The organism is Streptomyces sp. iso_384 (assembly GCF_056172905.1).
Map to the genome: position 1 here is coordinate 6,427,468 of NZ_JBWBTT010000001.1, position 16,373 is coordinate 6,443,840.

General features: G+C 73.0%; 18 protein-coding genes. 7 read left to right on the forward strand and 11 right to left on the reverse strand.

Annotation, left to right across the window (positions count from 1 at the left end):
- The 4 genes from AC0VY3_RS28730 to sigE form a co-directional block, all read right to left on the reverse strand.
- Positions 1-501 (reverse strand): sec-independent translocase, encoded by a 501-nt coding sequence (locus tag AC0VY3_RS28730; protein WP_103506900.1) that lies wholly within the window; start codon positions 499-501, stop codon positions 1-3.
- A 168-nt stretch (positions 502-669) separates the two neighbouring features.
- Complete coding sequence (locus AC0VY3_RS28735; protein ID WP_475550926.1) at positions 670-2,502, reverse strand: S1C family serine protease; 1,833 nt, start codon at positions 2,500-2,502, stop codon at positions 670-672.
- Positions 2,503-2,591: 89 nt separating this feature from the next.
- Entirely contained in the window at positions 2,592-3,653 is a 1,062-nt protein-coding gene (locus AC0VY3_RS28740; protein WP_475550927.1) for an anti-sigma factor family protein, read from the reverse strand.
- Entirely contained in the window at positions 3,650-4,411 is a 762-nt protein-coding gene (gene sigE / locus AC0VY3_RS28745) for an RNA polymerase sigma factor SigE (RefSeq protein WP_170994517.1), read from the reverse strand. Before sigE ends, AC0VY3_RS28740 begins: the two co-directional genes overlap by 4 nt.
- A gap of 178 nt (positions 4,412-4,589) precedes the next feature.
- On the opposite strand from sigE, the gene AC0VY3_RS28750 reads away from it, so the two are divergent.
- Complete coding sequence (locus AC0VY3_RS28750) at positions 4,590-5,255, forward strand: O-methyltransferase (protein WP_103511799.1); 666 nt, start codon at positions 4,590-4,592, stop codon at positions 5,253-5,255.
- 88 nt (positions 5,256-5,343) lie between these two features.
- Here AC0VY3_RS28750 and AC0VY3_RS28755 read toward each other — a convergent pair whose 3' ends face one another.
- Positions 5,344-5,511 (reverse strand): DUF3117 domain-containing protein, encoded by a 168-nt coding sequence (locus AC0VY3_RS28755; RefSeq protein WP_003966491.1) that lies wholly within the window; start codon positions 5,509-5,511, stop codon positions 5,344-5,346.
- A 316-nt stretch (positions 5,512-5,827) separates the two neighbouring features.
- Here AC0VY3_RS28755 and chcB point away from each other — a divergent pair, with 316 nt between their 5' ends.
- Positions 5,828-6,640: a 2-cyclohexenylcarbonyl CoA isomerase gene (gene chcB / locus AC0VY3_RS28760; protein ID WP_103511798.1), complete on the forward strand. Its 813-nt coding sequence runs from the start codon at positions 5,828-5,830 to the stop codon at positions 6,638-6,640.
- Positions 6,641-6,647: 7 nt separating this feature from the next.
- Here the strand turns inward: chcB and AC0VY3_RS28765 are convergent, their stop codons facing one another.
- On the reverse strand, positions 6,648-7,241 hold the full coding sequence (locus AC0VY3_RS28765; RefSeq protein ID WP_103511797.1) for a DNA-3-methyladenine glycosylase I: 594 nt from the start codon (positions 7,239-7,241) through the stop codon (positions 6,648-6,650).
- Positions 7,238-7,648, reverse strand: coding sequence for a cell division protein DivIVA (locus AC0VY3_RS28770; protein ID WP_242741824.1), 411 nt, complete (start codon positions 7,646-7,648; stop codon positions 7,238-7,240). The genes AC0VY3_RS28765 and AC0VY3_RS28770 overlap by 4 nt, the downstream gene beginning before the upstream one ends.
- Before the next feature lie 116 nt (positions 7,649-7,764).
- Here AC0VY3_RS28770 and folP point away from each other — a divergent pair, with 116 nt between their 5' ends.
- Positions 7,765-8,637 carry a dihydropteroate synthase gene (folP, locus tag AC0VY3_RS28775; protein ID WP_103511795.1) on the forward strand — a complete coding sequence of 291 codons (873 nt, stop codon included), beginning with the start codon at positions 7,765-7,767 and terminating at the stop codon, positions 8,635-8,637.
- Positions 8,638-8,849: 212 nt separating this feature from the next.
- Here the strand turns inward: folP and AC0VY3_RS28780 are convergent, their stop codons facing one another.
- Positions 8,850-9,635, reverse strand: a complete 786-nt coding sequence (locus AC0VY3_RS28780; protein ID WP_103511794.1) for an LOG family protein — start codon at positions 9,633-9,635, stop codon at positions 8,850-8,852.
- 123 nt (positions 9,636-9,758) lie between these two features.
- Positions 9,759-10,850 carry a succinyl-diaminopimelate desuccinylase gene (dapE, locus tag AC0VY3_RS28785; RefSeq protein ID WP_242741244.1) on the reverse strand — a complete coding sequence of 364 codons (1,092 nt, stop codon included), beginning with the start codon at positions 10,848-10,850 and terminating at the stop codon, positions 9,759-9,761.
- Between the two features lie 61 nt (positions 10,851-10,911).
- Between dapE and AC0VY3_RS28790 the strand changes: the two genes are divergently transcribed.
- On the forward strand, positions 10,912-11,841 hold the full coding sequence (locus AC0VY3_RS28790) for a VldE C-terminal domain-containing protein (protein ID WP_181011059.1): 930 nt from the start codon (positions 10,912-10,914) through the stop codon (positions 11,839-11,841).
- Between the two features lie 291 nt (positions 11,842-12,132).
- A complete protein-coding gene (locus tag AC0VY3_RS28795; protein ID WP_475550928.1) occupies positions 12,133-12,615 on the forward strand; it encodes an ATP-binding protein in 483 nt (160 codons plus the stop codon).
- Positions 12,616-12,720: 105 nt separating this feature from the next.
- Here the strand turns inward: AC0VY3_RS28795 and dapC are convergent, their stop codons facing one another.
- Together dapC and fdxA are read right to left on the reverse strand one after the other, a co-directional pair.
- Positions 12,721-13,815 carry a succinyldiaminopimelate transaminase gene (gene dapC / locus AC0VY3_RS28800; RefSeq protein ID WP_103507017.1) on the reverse strand — a complete coding sequence of 365 codons (1,095 nt, stop codon included), beginning with the start codon at positions 13,813-13,815 and terminating at the stop codon, positions 12,721-12,723.
- Positions 13,816-13,926: 111 nt separating this feature from the next.
- A complete protein-coding gene (fdxA, locus tag AC0VY3_RS28805) occupies positions 13,927-14,247 on the reverse strand; it encodes a ferredoxin (protein ID WP_065490770.1) in 321 nt (106 codons plus the stop codon).
- 117 nt (positions 14,248-14,364) lie between these two features.
- Here fdxA and AC0VY3_RS28810 point away from each other — a divergent pair, with 117 nt between their 5' ends.
- Both AC0VY3_RS28810 and AC0VY3_RS28815 read left to right on the forward strand, forming a co-directional pair.
- Entirely contained in the window at positions 14,365-15,360 is a 996-nt protein-coding gene (locus tag AC0VY3_RS28810) for a GNAT family N-acetyltransferase (RefSeq protein WP_103507016.1), read from the forward strand.
- Between the two features lie 94 nt (positions 15,361-15,454).
- Positions 15,455-16,336, forward strand: a complete 882-nt coding sequence (locus AC0VY3_RS28815) for a transglutaminase-like and tetratricopeptide repeat-containing protein (RefSeq protein ID WP_103507015.1) — start codon at positions 15,455-15,457, stop codon at positions 16,334-16,336.
- Positions 16,337-16,373 lie beyond the last annotated feature (37 nt).

A 16,373-nucleotide genomic window follows, 5' to 3' on the forward strand; every position in this document is an offset into this window, starting at 1 on the left:
TCAGGTGGCGTCGGCGTCGAACGGCGGGCGCTCGGGCTGCGCCTGCGGCGGAGTCTTCTTCAGCAGGTCAGGAGCGGTGTCGCCGGTCTTGGTGAGGCTGGTGGTGGCAGCGTCCGCCGACGCGCCCGCCGAGCCGTTCGCCGCACTGTTGGCGGTATCGGAGGCGGCCGGGGTACGCCCGTTGACCGCGTCGGTGACGTCGGCGAGATCCTTGCGCAGGTCGAAGCTCTCGCGGATCTCCTTGAGCCCCAGGTCGTCGTTGCCGTCCATGAGCTGCTTGCGGACGAACGTCTTGGGGTTGAGGTCCTCGAACTCGAAGTCCTTGAACTGCGGGCCGAGCTCGGAGCGGATGTCTTCCTTGGCGCTGTCCGAGAACTCGCGGATCTTGCGGATGGTGCGCGTGACGTCCTGGATCAGCTTGGGCAGCTTGTCGGGGCCGAAGACCAGCACGGCCAGCACCCCGAGCGTCAGCAGCTCCAGTGCGCCTATGTCATTGAACACCTTGCTGCTCCTCGTGTTCTCCGCGTGTTCTCCGTGCGATCGCGGCCCGGGGCTCCCAGCTGCCCGGACCGCTCAAAGGTACCTGTCGAAGGTGTCCGGACGGTACCTCGCGATGCCGCGGGGCGGGCGGCCGTGCGACCACGGGCGCGGGCGGCTGCCGGAGCCGCATCAGCCGCCGCTCGCCGAGCCGAGCTTCAGGGTCACGGTCCGCTCCTTGCCGCCGCGGGTCAGCTTGAGGTCGAGGTCGTCGCCCGGACGGTGGGCCCGGATCTTCACGATCAGCTCCTCGCCGCTGTGCACCCGCTGGCCCTCGACCTGGGTGATGACGTCGCCGGACCTGATGCCCGCCTTGTCCGCGGGGCCGTCCTTCGCGACGGCGGGAGTGCCGTCGGCGCCCTTGGTGCCGACCTTGGCCCCGTCGCCGGTGTACTTCATGTCCAGCGTGACGCCGATGACCGGGTGGGTGGCCTTGCCGGTGCTGATCAGTTCCTCGGCGACGCGCTTGCCCTGGTTGATGGGTATGGCGAAGCCGAGGCCGATGGAGCCGGACTGGCCGCCCGCCTCGGGGCCCCGGCCGCTGTCGGCGGCGCGGATGGCGCTGTTGATACCGATGACATGGGCCTGGGTGTCGACCAGGGGGCCGCCGGAGTTGCCCGGGTTGATCGGGGCGTCGGTCTGGAGGGCGTCGACGTAACTGATGTCGCTGCCGTCGCCCTTCTCGCCGCCCGCGGTGATCGGCCGCTGCTTGGCGCTGATGATGCCCGAGGTCACCGTGTTGGACAGGTCGAAGGGGGCGCCGATGGCCACCACCGGGTCGCCGACCTGGACGTTGTCGGAGTTGCCGAGCGGCAGGGGCTTGAGGCCGGAGACCCCGCGGACCCGGACGACCGCGAGGTCGTAGCCGCTGTCCTTGCCGACGAGCTCGGCGGAGGCCGTCTCGCCGCTGCTGAACGTCACGGTGATGTCGCCGCTGGACCCGGCCGGGGCGACGACGTGGTTGTTGGTGAGGATGTGGCCCTGGCCGTCGAGGACGAAGCCGGTGCCCGTGCCGGACTCGGCGGTGCCGCTGACGTGCAGGGTGACCACGCTGGGCAGGGCGCTGGCGGCGATGCCCGCGACGCTCTCGGGGGCCCGGTCGCCGCTGTCGCGGGTCGCCTGCGGCAGCTCGACGGTGGTCAGTCCGCCGTTGCGCTCGATGTACGCGCCGACGCCGCCGCCGATGCCGCCGGCGACCAGGGTCAGCAGGAGCACCCCCATGAACGCCCCGCCCCGGCGCTTCTTCCTGCCGCCGGGCTCCATGCCCTCGGGAGGTCCGGGCCGGGTCAGCGGCTGCCCCGGAGCGCTCCACGGGTCGTACTGGAGCCACTGCGTGTGCTGCTGCCCGGGCGCCGCCGGACCCGGGTGCTGGTGCGGCGGCGGGGCTGCGAAGGCGTCGGCGGGTGCGGGCTGTGGGGCTGCGAAAGCGTCGGCGGGCCGGGCGTGCGGGGGCGTGAAGCCGTCGGCGGGCGTGGCGCCCTGCGGGGGTGCGAAGGCGTCGGCAGGTGCGGGCTGCGGGGGCGGTGCGGCTGCCGGGGCGGGGGGCTGGGGGCCGGCGGCGTTCGTCGCGGCGTACTGCGGGGGCGGTCCTCCGGCGCCCGGCGGTACGACGGTGCCGTGGGCCGGGGTCGGCCGCTGCACCGGCGGGGCGGGCGCCCAGGGGCCGGGGCCGCCGTAGGGCGGGGTGCTGTACTCGTCGGGCTCGTGCAGCGGCTGCCCGGACGGGCGGGGGCCCGGGACCTCCTGGCCGTGCTCGTCCGGCCGCCCGGAGCTGTCGGAAGGCTGCGCCGGAACCGGGGCCGGGCTCTGGGCGGCCGGCTCATGGTCCTCGACGGCCGGACCACGACCCTCGGCAACCGGCTCGCGGTCCTCCGCGGCCGGCGTACGGTCCTCGGCGGCCGGGCCGGCCGCCGAGGGGCGGCTCCACCACTTCGCCTGCGGCCCGGTGGGCTTCCCGTCGTCCATGCTCTCCCCGCAACTGGCCTCTGTACGCCCCACCGAGGCGTCCCTCACCGGAATTCAACCAGGTTTGCGAATCCCCGCGCAGGGTCCGGTCAGCGCCGGGGGGAAAGCGGGCTCGCCAGATCGTTGGTGGGCGAGCCCGGGGACGGCCCCGGGACGACCGGGGAGGGCGTGGACTTCGGCACCGCACCGCCGCCGAGCGCCGCCGCCAGCAGCGGGGCCGCGGACGTCGTCGGGCGTATCAACGGCGGCACGGACACGTTCAGCACGGGAAGGGTGAAGGGGTGCACGCCCGCGGCCGGGCCGCCGAACAGCTGCGGAACGGCCGGCGGCGCCTGCCGGTTCGGCGGAGGAGTGACGGCCGGGACCACCGGGGTCGTCCCGGTGAGCGACGGAGGCATGCCGTTCGTCCCGGCCGTGGCCGTGCCGGACACGGGCCGCTCGGCCGCCGGGCCGTCGCCGGTCGTCGCGAGGGCTCCGCCGCCCCGGCGGCTGACCGCCGTGGCACCGCTCTCGGCGCGGGTCTCGGCGTCGAGCGGGGTGACGGTGTTCCCGGTGCCCTCGGCGCGCAGGGGCGATTCGGGGCCGGAGTCCAGTGGCAGGGCGCCACCCAGCGCGATGGCCGCGAGGGAGACGGCGCTGGCCGCGGCGAACGCGAAGCGCCGTCCCCGCCAGGGCGAACGGTCCGCGTCGCGGGCCACCTCGTGTATGCGGAAGGCCGAACCGGAAGCTCCACCGCCGCGCAGCACGGCGGTGGAGCCGTGGGTGGCGGGGAGGTAGCCGAAGCCGTCCAGCGGAGAGGGCGCGGTGTCGGCGCGGGTGCTGCCGGCGGAGGGCCGCAGCCCGGGGAAGAACTCGTCGGCGAAGGGGCCTCGGCCGCCGAACGGACCGCCGGAGCCGGTGTCGTCGCCGCCAGGACCCCCGGGAAGGCCCTGCAGGCGGGCCAGGAACCCCTCGGAGGGCGAGGGTGAGGCGGACATGGCGAAGGCGCTCTTGAGGCGGCGCTGGGCATCGGCCTCGGCCTTGCACTTGGCGCAGGTCGCCAGGTGGGCCAGGACCCGCTCGCGGGCGTCGTGTTTCAGCTCGCCGTCGACCAGCGCGGCGAGGCGGTCCCCCAGGTGCGCTTCCGCGGGGGTGGGTCCTGTGCCGCTCACGCCAGTCCGCCCTCCCCCGCCAGGACCGCGTCCGCCAGGGAGCGCTGCTCGGCGCGGGCCTCGGGCGAACGGTGCTTGAGCGCCTTACGCAGATGAGAGCGACCGCGGTGGATACGGCTGCGGACGGTGCCGAGCTTCACCCCGAGGGTCGCGGCGATCTCCTCGTAGCTGAGGCCCTCGATGTCGCAGAGGACCACGGCCGCACGGAATTCGGGCGCGAGGGTGTCCAGCGCCTGCTGCACGTCGGCGTCGAAGTGGGTGTCGTTGAAGACCTGCTGCGGGGACGGCTCACGGCTGGGCAGCCGCTCGGCCGCGTCGTCGCCGAGCGAGTCGAAACGGATGCGCTGCTTGCGCCGGACCATGTCCAGGAAGAGATTGGTCGTGATGCGGTGCAGCCAGCCCTCGAAGGTGCCGGGCGTGTAGGTCGACAGCGAGCGGAACACCCGGACGAAGACCTCCTGGGTCAGGTCCTCGGCGTCGTGCTGGTTTCCCGTCAGCCGGTAGGCAAGGCGGTACACGCGACCGCTGTGCGTGCTGACGATCTCTTCCCATGAGGGTGGGGTCCACGCCTGAGAATCCGCATCAGAGGCGAAGGTCGCGGTCGGTGCGGAGTCTTCGGAAGAACGGTCAGCAATGTTGGTCACGGATTTCGGCTCACCGGCCGACCTGAGCAGGCGCCTCAGCACCCCTCCCCGGTCCACAGGCGCAGCCGCACCTCCCCTATCGGCTCTGGTGGTGTCCAGTGGAGCCCCTACCATAGCCACCTCGCCCGTTAGCTCCGGATAAGCCTTTTTCCCTGATGGGGCCGGGCGTCACCCGGGACTTCGCCGCAGCTCGCCGGTCCGATCCGCGGACCTGGTCACTGCGCTTTCCCCACTCCTTGCACAACGCCCGGTCCCATCTGCGGGTTCCCGGGTCCAGCGGATACAGTCACCGTTGCGCCAACTACGGGGACAGGAGAGGGTCATTACCGCCAACCGGCAGACGAGCTGGGCGTTCGCCGACGCCTTTGTCGCCGAGGACGAAGCACTGCACGTGGCCCGGGACCGGGCTCGCGAGCTGGGGCTTCGCCCGGTGTCACCGGGCACCGGCGCTGCGCTGCGCCTGCTGGCAGCCGCCGCGGACGCCAAAGCGGTGGCGGAGATCGGCACGGGCACGGGCGTGTCCGGCATCTATCTCCTGCACGGAATGCGGCCGGACGGGGTCCTGACCACGGTGGACCCCGAGCCCGAGCGTCAGCAGTTCGCCCGGGAGGCGTTCCGCGAGGCGGGCTTCGCCACCAACCGGGCCCGCTTCATCCCCGGCCGCGCCCTGGACGTCCTGCCCCGGCTCGCGGACGGCGGTTACGACCTCGTCTTCTGCGACGGCGACCGCCTAGAGAGCCTCGATGTGCTCGCTGAATCGTTGCGCCTGCTGCGTCCTGGTGGTCTGGTCTGCTTCGAGGGCGTCTTCGCGGACGGCCGCACCATCGACTCCGCGGCCCAGCCGGCCGAGGTGCTGCGGCTGCGCGAGCTGCTGCGGGCGGTGCGCGAGAGCCAGGAGCTGATGTCGACCCTGCTGCCGGTCGGCGACGGACTGCTCTGCGCGGTCCGGCGCGGCTGAGCCGCGCGAGAACCACGGACGGGCGAACGCACGACTGCCCGGCACGGAGACCGTGCCGGGCAGTCGTGAAGGTGATGGGCGTTCCGCGTCAGCCGACGACCTTCTTCAGCGCGTCGCCGAGGGCATCGGCCTCGTCCGGAGTCAGCTCGACAACAAGCCGACCGCCGCCTTCGAGCGGAACGCGCATGACGATGCCCCGCCCCTCCTTTGTCACCTCGAGCGGGCCGTCGCCCGTCCGCGGCTTCATGGCCGCCATGCTCGTTCCCCTTCCTGAAACCAGCTCATCGCAACCGGCGGCCCCATGACAGGCGCTGCCTCACCGGCATCGAACACATTGCTTCTTCGCCATTATCCCGCATCAAGGACCCCGATGACCAACATCGGTCTGCATCGCTTACGCAACGCGCTCTCGCAAAACCACCCAATTCGGCGATCCGGCTGCGATACTGCGCCGCCCAGGACCCCCAGGTGAGGGCCAATTGTTAGACGCAGGTCACATCCCTGCCCCGGTCCACGTCGGCCATGCTTGCCTGCAAGGAGCAACGATGCCCGAACAGCGAGGGGACACCGGAATGGCCGACGAGCAGGCGAACACCGTTCTGTACGACGTGAGCGAGGGGCTCGCGACGATCACGATCAACCGGCCCGACGCGATGAACGCGATGAACACCGCGGCGAAGGTCGCGCTGCGCGACTCGCTGCGGGCGGCGTCGGCGGACGCGGGCGTGCGGGCGGTGCTGCTCACGGCCACCGGGCGCGCCTTCTGTGTCGGGCAGGACCTCAAGGAGCACGTCGCCACCCTCACGGCCACCCGTGAGGCGGGCGGCGGGAACGCGCTGAGCACGGTGCAGGAGCACTACAACCCGATCGTGCGGGCGATCACGGAGATGGCCAAGCCGGTGGTCGCCGGGGTGAACGGCGTCGCGGCCGGGGCGGGGTTCGGTTTCGCGCTGGCTGCGGACTACCGGGTGGTCGCGGACACCGCCTCCTTCACCACTTCGTTCGCGGGCGTCGCACTCACCGCGGACTCGGGCGTGTCCTGGACCCTGCCCCGGCTGATCGGGCAGAGCCGCGCCGCCGATCTGCTGTTCTTCCCGCGGTCGATCTCCGCGCAGGACGCGCTGGAGCTGGGGATCGTCAACCGGGTCGTCCCGGCGGCCGAGCTGGCCGAGCAGGCGGCCGCGGTGGCCCGCACCCTCGCGGACGGCCCCACGGTGGCGTACGCGGCGCTGAAGGAGTCGATGGCGTACGGCGCCGGACACACGCTCGCGGAGACCCTGGAGAAGGAGGACGAACTCCAGACCCGGGCGGGCGCGTCGCAGGACCACACCATCGCGGTGGAGGCGTTCCTCGCCAAGGAGAAGCCGGTCTACCTCGGGAAGTAGCCGCGGCTCAGCCCGGTGCGCTGCCGCCGCCGCGCGCCACGCAGTCCACGAGGTGGTCGTCGACCAGTCCGCAGGCCTGCATCAGCGCGTAGGCGGTGGTGGGACCGACGAAGCGGATCGAGCGCTTCTTCAGCGCCTTGGCGAGTGCGGTGGACTCCGGGGTGACCGCGGGGACGTCCGACAGCGCGCGGGGGGCGGGACGGCCGGCCGGGTCGGGGGCGTAGGACCAGATCAGCTCGTCCAGCTCCCCGGCCCGCCACTCGGCGAGCACCTTGGCGTTGGCGAGGGTCGCGTCGACCTTGGCCTTGTTGCGGATGATTCCCGGGTCGGCCAGGAGCCGCTCCCGGTCGGTGTCGGTGAACTTCGCGACCGCCCCGATCCGGAATCCCTCGAACGCGGTACGGAAGGTCGCGCGGCGGCGCAGGATCGTGAGCCAGGAGAGCCCGGACTGGAAGGCCTCCAGGCAGAGCCGTTCGAACAGGGCGTCGTCCCCGTGGACCGGCCGGCCCCACTCGGTGTCGTGGTAGGCGAGGTAGTCCTCGGTGGACAGGCCCCACGGGCAGCGCAGGCCGCCGTCGGGGGCGGGCAGTGCGGCGCTCATCGGCCGCCCTCCTCGGCGCGGTCCGGGCCCTCGCCCCGGTCTGCCGGCTCCGCGGGCCGGTCGCCGGGCTGCTTGAACAGGTCGGTGCCGCTCGTCACCGCGGCCGCCTGGGCCCCGGCCAGGGTGGATTCCAGCTCCGCGATCCGGGCGTCGCGCTCGGCCAGCTCGGCGCCGAGCCGGGACAGGGCCTCGTCGACGTCCGCCATGCGGTAGCCGCGGGCGGCCATCGGCAGGCGCAGCGCCTCGACGTCCGCCCGGCCGACCGGGCGGCTCGTGGGCAGGGGGTCGGTGAACCGCTCGGGCGGGACGTCCTGGAGCACCGCGCTCCCACCGCCGCCGACCACCGCGAGGGTGACCGCGGTGACGACCACGACCATCGTGAGCAGCAAGAACCAGAACACGCGCATCTCCCCGGGGGCGGAAACCTCGTCCGGCTCCGATCGTGCCATGCGGCACGGACAGTCGGGGCCGACCTCGGGAGGCCTTAGGGTCGCAGGCGGGCTATCTGAGGAGGAAAGACGGGATGCGAAGCGGTGCACTCAGGCTGGGGCGGCGGGAATTCGGGCCGCACGAGCCGGTGATCATGGCGATCGTGAACCGGACCCCGGACTCCTTCTACGACCAGGGCGCCACGTTCGGGGACGAGCCGGCGCTCGCCCGGGTCGAGCAGGCGGTGGCCGAGGGCGCCGCGATCATCGACATCGGCGGGGTGAAGGCGGGTCCCGGCGAGGAGGTGACCCCCGAGGAGGAGGCGCGCCGCACGGTCGGGTTCGTCGCCGAGGTCCGCCGCCGCCACCCGGACGTGGTGATCAGCGTCGACACCTGGCGGCACGACGTGGGCGAGGCGGTCTGCGAGGCCGGGGCGGACCTGCTGAACGACGCGTGGGGCGGGGTGGACCCGAAGCTGGCGGAGGTCGCCGCGCGGTACGGGGCGGGGCTCGTGTGCACGCACGCGGGCGGCGCGGAGCCCCGGACGCGGCCGCACCGGATCGCGTACGACGACGTCGTGGCGGACGTCCTGCGGGTGACCGTGGGGCTTGCCGAGCGGGCGGTGGAGCTCGGGGTGCGGGCGGACGGGATCATGATCGACCCGGGTCATGACTTCGGGAAGAACACCCGGCACTCGCTGGAGGCGACGCGTCGGCTCGGGGAGATGGCGGAGACCGGGTGGCCGGTGCTGGTGTCGCTGTCCAACAAGGACTTCGTGGGCGAGACGCTGGACCGGCCGGTGAAGGAACGTGTCGTCGGCACGTTGGCGACGACGGCGGTTTCGGCGTGGCTGGGGGCGCGGGTGTATCGGGTGCATGAGGTGGCGGAAACGCGGCAGGTTCTGGACATGGTGGCGTCGATCGCGGGGCATCGGGCGCCGGCCGTGGCGCGGCGGGGGCTGGCCTAGTTCCTGGCCGTCTGCCCGGCGGGCGGGGCCTGGGGCGCTGCCCCGGGCCCCGCTCCTCAAGCGCCGGAGGGGCTGAAAAGATGTCATCAATCGCCGGACGGGCTTGATTGTGGCGGGCCCGTCCGGGAGGTGCCGGTCAACGATGCCCTCGAACGCCGGGCGGGCTGGATTCGGCCGGACGGGCTTGAAGGTAGCCGGGCGGCTTGAAGGGGTTACCGCCCGACCTCCTTCGTCACCAGCATCACCGCTTCCTCCACGTCGTCCGTCACGTGGAAGAGCAGCAGGTCCTTCTCCGAGGCCTTGCCGCCGGCCACCACCGTGTCGCGGAGCCAGTCGACGAGGCCGCCCCAGTAGGCGGTGCCGAACAGGACGATCGGGAAGCGGGTGACCTTGCCGGTCTGGACGAGGGTCAGGGCCTCGAAGAGTTCGTCCAGGGTGCCGAGGCCGCCGGGCAGGACCACGAAGCCCTGGGCGTACTTCACGAACATCGTCTTGCGGACGAAGAAGTAGCGGAAGTTGACCCCGATGTCGACGTGCGGGTTGAGACCCGACTCGAAGGGCAGCTCGATACCCAGGCCTACCGAGACGCCCTTCGCCTCCCGGGCGCCCCGGTTCGCGGCCTCCATCGCGCCCGGGCCGCCGCCGGTGATCACCGCGAAGCCGGCGTCGACCAGCGCCTTGCCGATCGCCACCCCGGCCTCGTACTCCGGCGATCCGGCCGGGGTGCGGGCCGAGCCGAAGACGCTGATCGCGCTCGGCAGTTCGGCGAGCGCGCCGAAGCCCTCGACGAACTCCGACTGGATCCGCATCACCCGCCAGGGGTCGGTGTGCACCCACTCGGAGTCGCCCTCGGAGTCCAGCAGCCGCTGGTCGGTCGTGCCGGGCTGGACCTGCTCCCTGCGGCGCAGGACCGGGCCCAGCCACTGTTCCTCGGGGCTGACCGCTCCCTCGGGAACCTCCGCACCCTCGGGGATCCGTGCGTCCTCGGCGTTGCCCATGTTCCGCTCCCTCCACCGACCCGCGTCGCGCTGGGTCGTGTCGTACTGCGTACGGCCAGCGTAGATCGGCGGAGGTTACGTACGGGGGAATGCGGGGCGTCCACCGGTCAGCCGGTCAGCGCCTCAGCCGGTCAGCCAGGAGCGGAGGCGCCTCTCGCAGTGGGTGATCTTCTCGACCGCCACGTGCTCGTCGCGCTTGTGGGCGTACATCGGGTCGCCGGGGCCGTAGTTCACCGCGGGGACGCCGAGTGCGCCGAAGCGGGAGACGTCGGTCCAGCCGAACTTGGGCCGGGCGGTGCCGCCGACGGCCGTCATGAACGCCTGGGCGGCCGGGTGCGAGAGGCCGGGCATGGCGGCGCCGGAGTGGTCGTCGATGACGATCTCGGCCACGCCGCAGTCGGCGAAGACCTCGCGGACGTGGGCGATCGCCTCCTCCTCGGTGCGGTCGGGGGCGTAGCGGTAGTTGACGACGACGGTGCAGGCGTCCGGGATGACGTTGGTGGCGACGCCGCCCTCGATGCCGACCGCGTTGAGCCCCTCGTGGTACTCTAGGCCGTCGATGACCGGGCGGCGGGGCTCGTACGCCGCCAGCTCGGCCAGGATCGGGGCGGCCGCGTGGACGGCGTTGGACCCCATCCAGCTGCGCGCCGAGTGGGCCCGCTCGCCCGTCGTCCGCAGGTGGACCCGGAGCGTGCCCTGGCAGCCGCCCTCGACCTCGCCGTCGGAGGGCTCCAGGAGGACCGCGAAGTCTCCGGCGAGCCACTCGGGGTGCGCTTCGGCGATGTGGCCGAGGCCGTTGAGGTGGGCGGCGACCTCTTCGTTGTCGTAGAAGATGAAGGTCAGGTCGCGGTTGGGCTCGGGGACCGTCGCGGCGATCCGGAGCTGGACGGCGACACCGGACTTCATGTCGGAGGTCCCGCAGCCCCAGAGGATCCCGTTCGCGTCGAGGCGGGAGGGGACGTTGTCGGCGATCGGCACGGTGTCGATGTGCCCGGCGAGGACGACGCGCTCGGCGCGGCCCAGGTTCGTCCGGGCCACGACGTTGTTGCCGTGGCGGTCGACGGTGAGGTGGGGCAGGGCGCGCAGGGCCGATTCGATCGCGTCGGCGAGGGCCTTCTCCTCCCCGCTGACCGAGGGGAAGTCGACGAGCCGGGCGGTGAGCGCCGGTCCGTCCAGGGTGAGGTCCAGGGCGGGGTCAGGTGTGCTGTCGGCCATGGGCCCGACCCTAAGCGACAGGGGTATCGGTCCGGACCGGGCCCTCCAGTACGGTGGGCCCGTGCCCCGGACAGCCAGCCCCGCCCGTCGCAGCCGCCTCTTCCGATTCGCGGCCGCCTTCGCCGTGCTCGCGGCCCTGGGCGGCTACGTGGCCGTGCAGTACTCCTCCTCCGGCTCGAAGAACCCGCCGCGCTGCGTCGTGGAGGCCACCGACGAGGACGGCGGGACGTCGCACACGTACGAGATGAGCCTGGCCCAGGCGGTGAACGCGGCGACGATCTCCGCGGTCGGCACCACCCGGGGCATGCCCGAGCGGGCGGTGACGATCGCGCTGGCCACCGCGCTCCAGGAGTCCACGCTCCGCAACATCGACTACGGGGACCGGGACTCGCTGGGGCTGTTCCAGCAGCGCCCGTCGCAGGGCTGGGGCACGCCCGAGCAGCTCATGGACCCGGTCTACTCCGCCGGTGAGTTCTACGACCATCTCGCCGAGGTCCCGGGCTACTCGCGGCTGCCGCTGACCGTGGCCGCGCAGCGCGTGCAGCGCAGCGGTTTCCCGCAGGCGTACGCGAAGCACGAGCCGGATGCCGCGCTGCTGGCCGCCGCGCTGACCGGGCGCAGGCCGGCCTCGCTGAACTGCACCCCGTCGACGGCCACGGCGGACGGTCCGGGGGATGCCGGGCAGGTGCGGGCCGAGCTGGTGCGGGCCTTCGGCAAGGACGTGCTGCCCGCCGCGAAGGCCGCGGGCGCGTCCGCCGCCTCGACCGTCTCGGTGCCCGTTCCGGCGACCTCGGCGCGGGCCGAGGACAAGGCTTCGCCGCGGCGCGGCTGGGAGCTGGCGCACTGGGCCGTGGCGCAGTCCGAGGCGCTGCGGATCGAGCGCGTGAGCTACGCGGACCGGGTCTGGGACGCCGGTACGGGCTGGCGGACGGAACGCGCGAAGGGGAGCGAAACGGGCACGTCCGCGGTCAAGATCAGAGTCGTTCAGTAGTACGGCTCGTCACCCGTTCGGACCCTGCGGGCCACGCCCCGGGACCCATTCCGCACCGCTCCTCCAAGCCCCTCAGGCCCGCTCCGATTCCCTTGCCGTGCAAGGGAAGTGACGGTTCATCGGGCTCCGGCGGTATGGATCGTTTGCCCGGGTTCTTCCGCTGCGGATTATCGGACGCATTACTCAGCCTTTACCTTTGCCCACCGCAACCTTCCCCGCCCCCGAAGCGGTTGATCAGTGCGTCCGATCACCGGACAGACGGATTCGTGCACAAACCGCTGAAGGAGCATCATGTCCCTCCCCCTGACCCGTCGGATCGCTCGTGCCGCGCTGCTGATCGCCGCAGGCGCAGCCCCCGTGGTCGGTGCGGCCGGCGCCGCGAGCGCCGCAGATCTCCCGGCGACCCCGGACCTGGGCGGCCTGACGGCGCTGGACGGCGCCGGGCTCGGCAACACGGTGGACAGCGCCGCCCAGCAGGGCACCCAGGCGGCCGGTGAGACCGGTGGCCGGCTCGTCGGCACGGCGCTCCCGGCCGCGGGCCAGACCGTCGGCAAGTCCGCCGCGGTGGCCGTCCCGGCCGCCCAGGAGACTGCCGGCCAGACCGCGGGCAACGCGGGCCAGGCCGTGGGCGGCGTGGCCGACGCCGCCGGTGGCGGCCTGCCCACCGACGCGATCGGCGGCGGCCTGCCCACGGACGCCATCGGTGGCGGTCTGCCCACCGACTCCCTCACCCAGGGCGGCCTGCCGCTGGGTGGTCTGCCGATCGGCGGCTGATCCGCCGCCGCACCAGGAAGGTGACGACAGGCCCTCGGGGCCTCGGGAGTGCGCACTCCCGAGGCCCCTCGGCGCGTCGTGCCGCCGTCACGGCGGCGGGCGGGGTCAGGACAGGCGCTTGACCGCCGCCGCCACCCGCTCGTCGGTCGCGGTGAACGCCACCCGGACGAAGCTCGCGCCCGCCGGACCGTAGAAGTCGCCGGGCGCCACCAGGATGCCCAGCTCCGCGAGGTACGCCACGGTGTCCCAGCACGGCTCGTCGCGGGTCGCCCAGAGGTAGAGGCTCGCCTCGCTGTGCTCGATCCGGAAGCCGTGCGCCTCCAGGGCCGCGCGCAGGGCCAGGCGCCGGTCCGCGTAACGGGCCCGCTGCTCGGACACGTGTACGTCGTCGCCGAGGGCGGCGACGGTGGCGGCCTGGACGGGGGCGGCCGTCATCATCCCGCCGTGCTTGCGGATCAGCAGCAGTTCGCCGAGGACGGCCGCGTCGCCCGCGATGAAGGCGGCCCGGTAACCGGCCAGGTTGGAGCGCTTGGAGAGCGAGTGGACGGCGACGATGCCGTCGTAGTGCCCGCCGCAGACGTCCGGGTGGAGCACCGAGACCGGCTCGGCGTCCCAGCCCAGCTCCAGGTAGCACTCGTCGCTGAAGACCAGGACGTCGTGCTCGCGCGCCCAGGCGACGATCCGGGTCAGCTCGTCCTGGGACAGCACCTTCCCGGTCGGGTTGGACGGCGAGTTCAGCCAGAGCAGCTTCAGCCCCGCGGGGTCCAGCTCGGTCGGGTCGTCGTAGGCGACGGGCTCCGCACCGCAGAGCCGGGCTCCGACCTCGTACGTCGGGTAGGCGAGCCGCGGGTAGGCGACCTTGTCACCGGCGCCGAGCCCGAGCTGCGTCGGCAGCCAGGCCACCAGCTCCTTGGAGCCGACGACCGGCAGCACGTTGGCGTGGGTCACGCCGACCGCGCCGAGCCGGCGCTCCACCCAGCCGGTGAGCGCGTCGCGCAGGGCCTCGGTCCCCCACACCGTCGGATACCCGGGGCTGTCCGCCGCGGCGACCAGGGCCCGCTGGATCAGCTCGGGGACCGGGTCGACCGGGGTGCCGACGGACAGGTCCACGATGCCGTCCGGGTGGGCCTGGGCCGTCGACTTGCAGGGCGCGAGCTTGTCCCAGGGGAAGACCGGCAGGCGGGAGGAGAGTGCGGACACGGAGCTCTGCTTTCTCGGGTTGCTCAGGCCGTTCCCGGCCGTACGGAAAACGCCTCGGTCCCGCACGGTGACAAGCCGTACGGGACCGGGCCGCGCGCGTGGTGCCGTCGCCTACTGGTTCTGCGGCGGCAGTGCGGCGACGAACGCGTGGTCGCGCTCGATGAGTCCGAGCTTGGACGCACCACCCGGCGAGCCGAGGTCGTCGAAGAACTCGACGTTCGCCTTGTAGTAGTCCTTCCACTCCTCGGGAGTGTCGTCCTCGTAGAAGATGGCCTCGACCGGGCAGACCGGCTCACAGGCTCCGCAGTCGACACACTCGTCCGGGTGGATGTACAAGGACCGCTGGCCCTCATAGATGCAGTCGACGGGGCACTCTTCGATGCAGGCCTTGTCCTTCACGTCGACACAAGGCTGCGCGATGACGTAGGTCACGCTGTCGTTCCTCCTCGGTAGGGCGTTGGCTCTCGCGCGGGAGCGCGGCGTCGTCGATGCCCGCCCCTAGTATCTCCGTTCTCGGGCACGATCCGAACAGGAGGGGCGGAGAGAGCTGTGGAATTCACCATCGGCGGACGGCTGGAAGTCCGCATCACCCCCGCTGACGTGGGCAAACGCGTGTCCGTGCGGCGCCGGACGGACGGCGGCGGCGCGGGCACGGAGTTCACCGACACGGTCGGGGTGCTCACATCATGGGACCACGGTGTGCTCGCGATCACACGAAAGAGCGGGGAGTCCGTCCACATCGTGGAATCCGCACTGGTCGCGGGCAAGGTCGTGCCCGCCGCACCGGCCCGCCGTCGGGGCCCCGCCGCCTCCTTCGAGGAACTGGCCGCCGTCACGGCGCGCGCCTGGCAGCCCGTGGAGAGCGAACCGCTGGGCGACTGGCGGCTGCGTGCCGCCGGGGGCTTCACCCGGCGCGCCAACTCCGCGCTGCCGCTCGGCGATCCGGGCCTGCCGCTCGGCGAGGCGCTGGCGCGGGTCCGCGACTGGTACGAGGAGCGGGGCCTGCCCGCGTACGTCCAGACGGCGACCGGGGCCGAGGGCACGCAGGAGCTCCTGTGCGCGGAGCTGGAGCGGCACGGCTGGCGGCGCGAGGTCTCGGCGGAGGTGCGGATCGCCGCGCTGGCGCCGGTCGGCGACGTGGCCGCGGACATCGCGGCGGTCCGGCTGAGCCGCGAGCCGGACACGGCCTGGCTCGCCCGCTACCAGCGCTTCTCGACGCCCGGTCCGCAGGTGCTGCGGGTGCTGGGCAGCGGCGCCTCGGTCTGGTTCGCCACGGTCCCCGGGGAGTCCGGCGCGCCGGCCGCGATCGGGCGGTGTGTCGTGGACGGGCGGTGGGCCGGCTTCATGGCCGTCGAGGTCGACCCGGAGCAGCGGCGGCGCGGGCTCGCAACCACGGTGATGACCGCGCTGGCGCGCCGGGCACTGGACGAGGGCGCCTCGGCGGCCTGGCTCCAGGTGGAGGAGGACAATGAAGGGGCGCGGGCGCTGTACGACGGCATGGGCTTCGCGGCCCACCACCGCTACCACCACTACCGCTCGGCGTGAGGAACCACGCGATGAGCCACCGGGACGTGGATCGGAAGGACGCCGCGGGTCACGGGAACGACGTGGGCGACAGGAGCAGGGGCATGGGCCGCATATGAGCGCGCTGGATTCCGGGACGGCCGAGCGGCGGCGGCAGTTCGCCGAGGAGGCCCGGTCCGAGCGTCCGGACCTCGCTCTCCTCTGTCTGCTGCTGGGCGCGGAGGCCGGACCTGTGGGCCCGGCCCAGGTCCGCCCGGTGGTCCCGGGAGAAGCCGATCCCGACCCGTACGGCATCGACGCCGCGCAGATCGAGCTGGACCGGCTGGCGGGGCTGCTGCCGTACGGCTCACGCTCCCCCGCCGGCTGGGCCTCGGCGCTGGCCGAACTGCTGGGCGAACGCTGCGGCTTCGGCGGCTCGTCGGTGGACTACCAGCGGCTGGACTCCTCGCTCCTCCAGCAGGTGCTGCGCCGCCGCCGGGGCCTGCCGATCCTGCTGTCGGTCGTCTGGATCGAGGTCGCCAGGCGGGCGGGCGCTCCGGTGTACGGGGTGGCGCTGCCCGGCCACTTCGTCGTCGGCTTCGGCGATCCGGAGCACCCGGTGCTGGCCGATCCGTTCGCCGGGGGCGCGCCGCTGACCGGGCAGGACGCGGAGCTGCTGGTCACGGGGGCGACCGGGACCGCGCTGGAGCCGTCGATGACGGTGCCCGCGCGGCCGCTGGAGATCGTGCTGCGGATCCTGAACAACGTACGGGCGTGGGCGGCGGCCCGGCCCGAGCGCACGGACGTGGCCCTGTGGGCGGTGGAGCTGTCGCTGCTGCTGCCCTCGCGTCCGGCCAGGCTCCGCTACGAGCATGCCCAGCTCCTCGTCCAGCGCGGTGAATTCCTGCGCGGGGCGGCGGAGATGGAGGAGTATGCGGAAGTCCTCGACGGAATCGAGCCGACGACGGCCGAGAACATCCGGCGCAAGGCCCACGCCGCACGCGCCCTGCTGAACTGACGCGGCCCTCCGGCGGGCCATCCGCGACTTCCGCCCC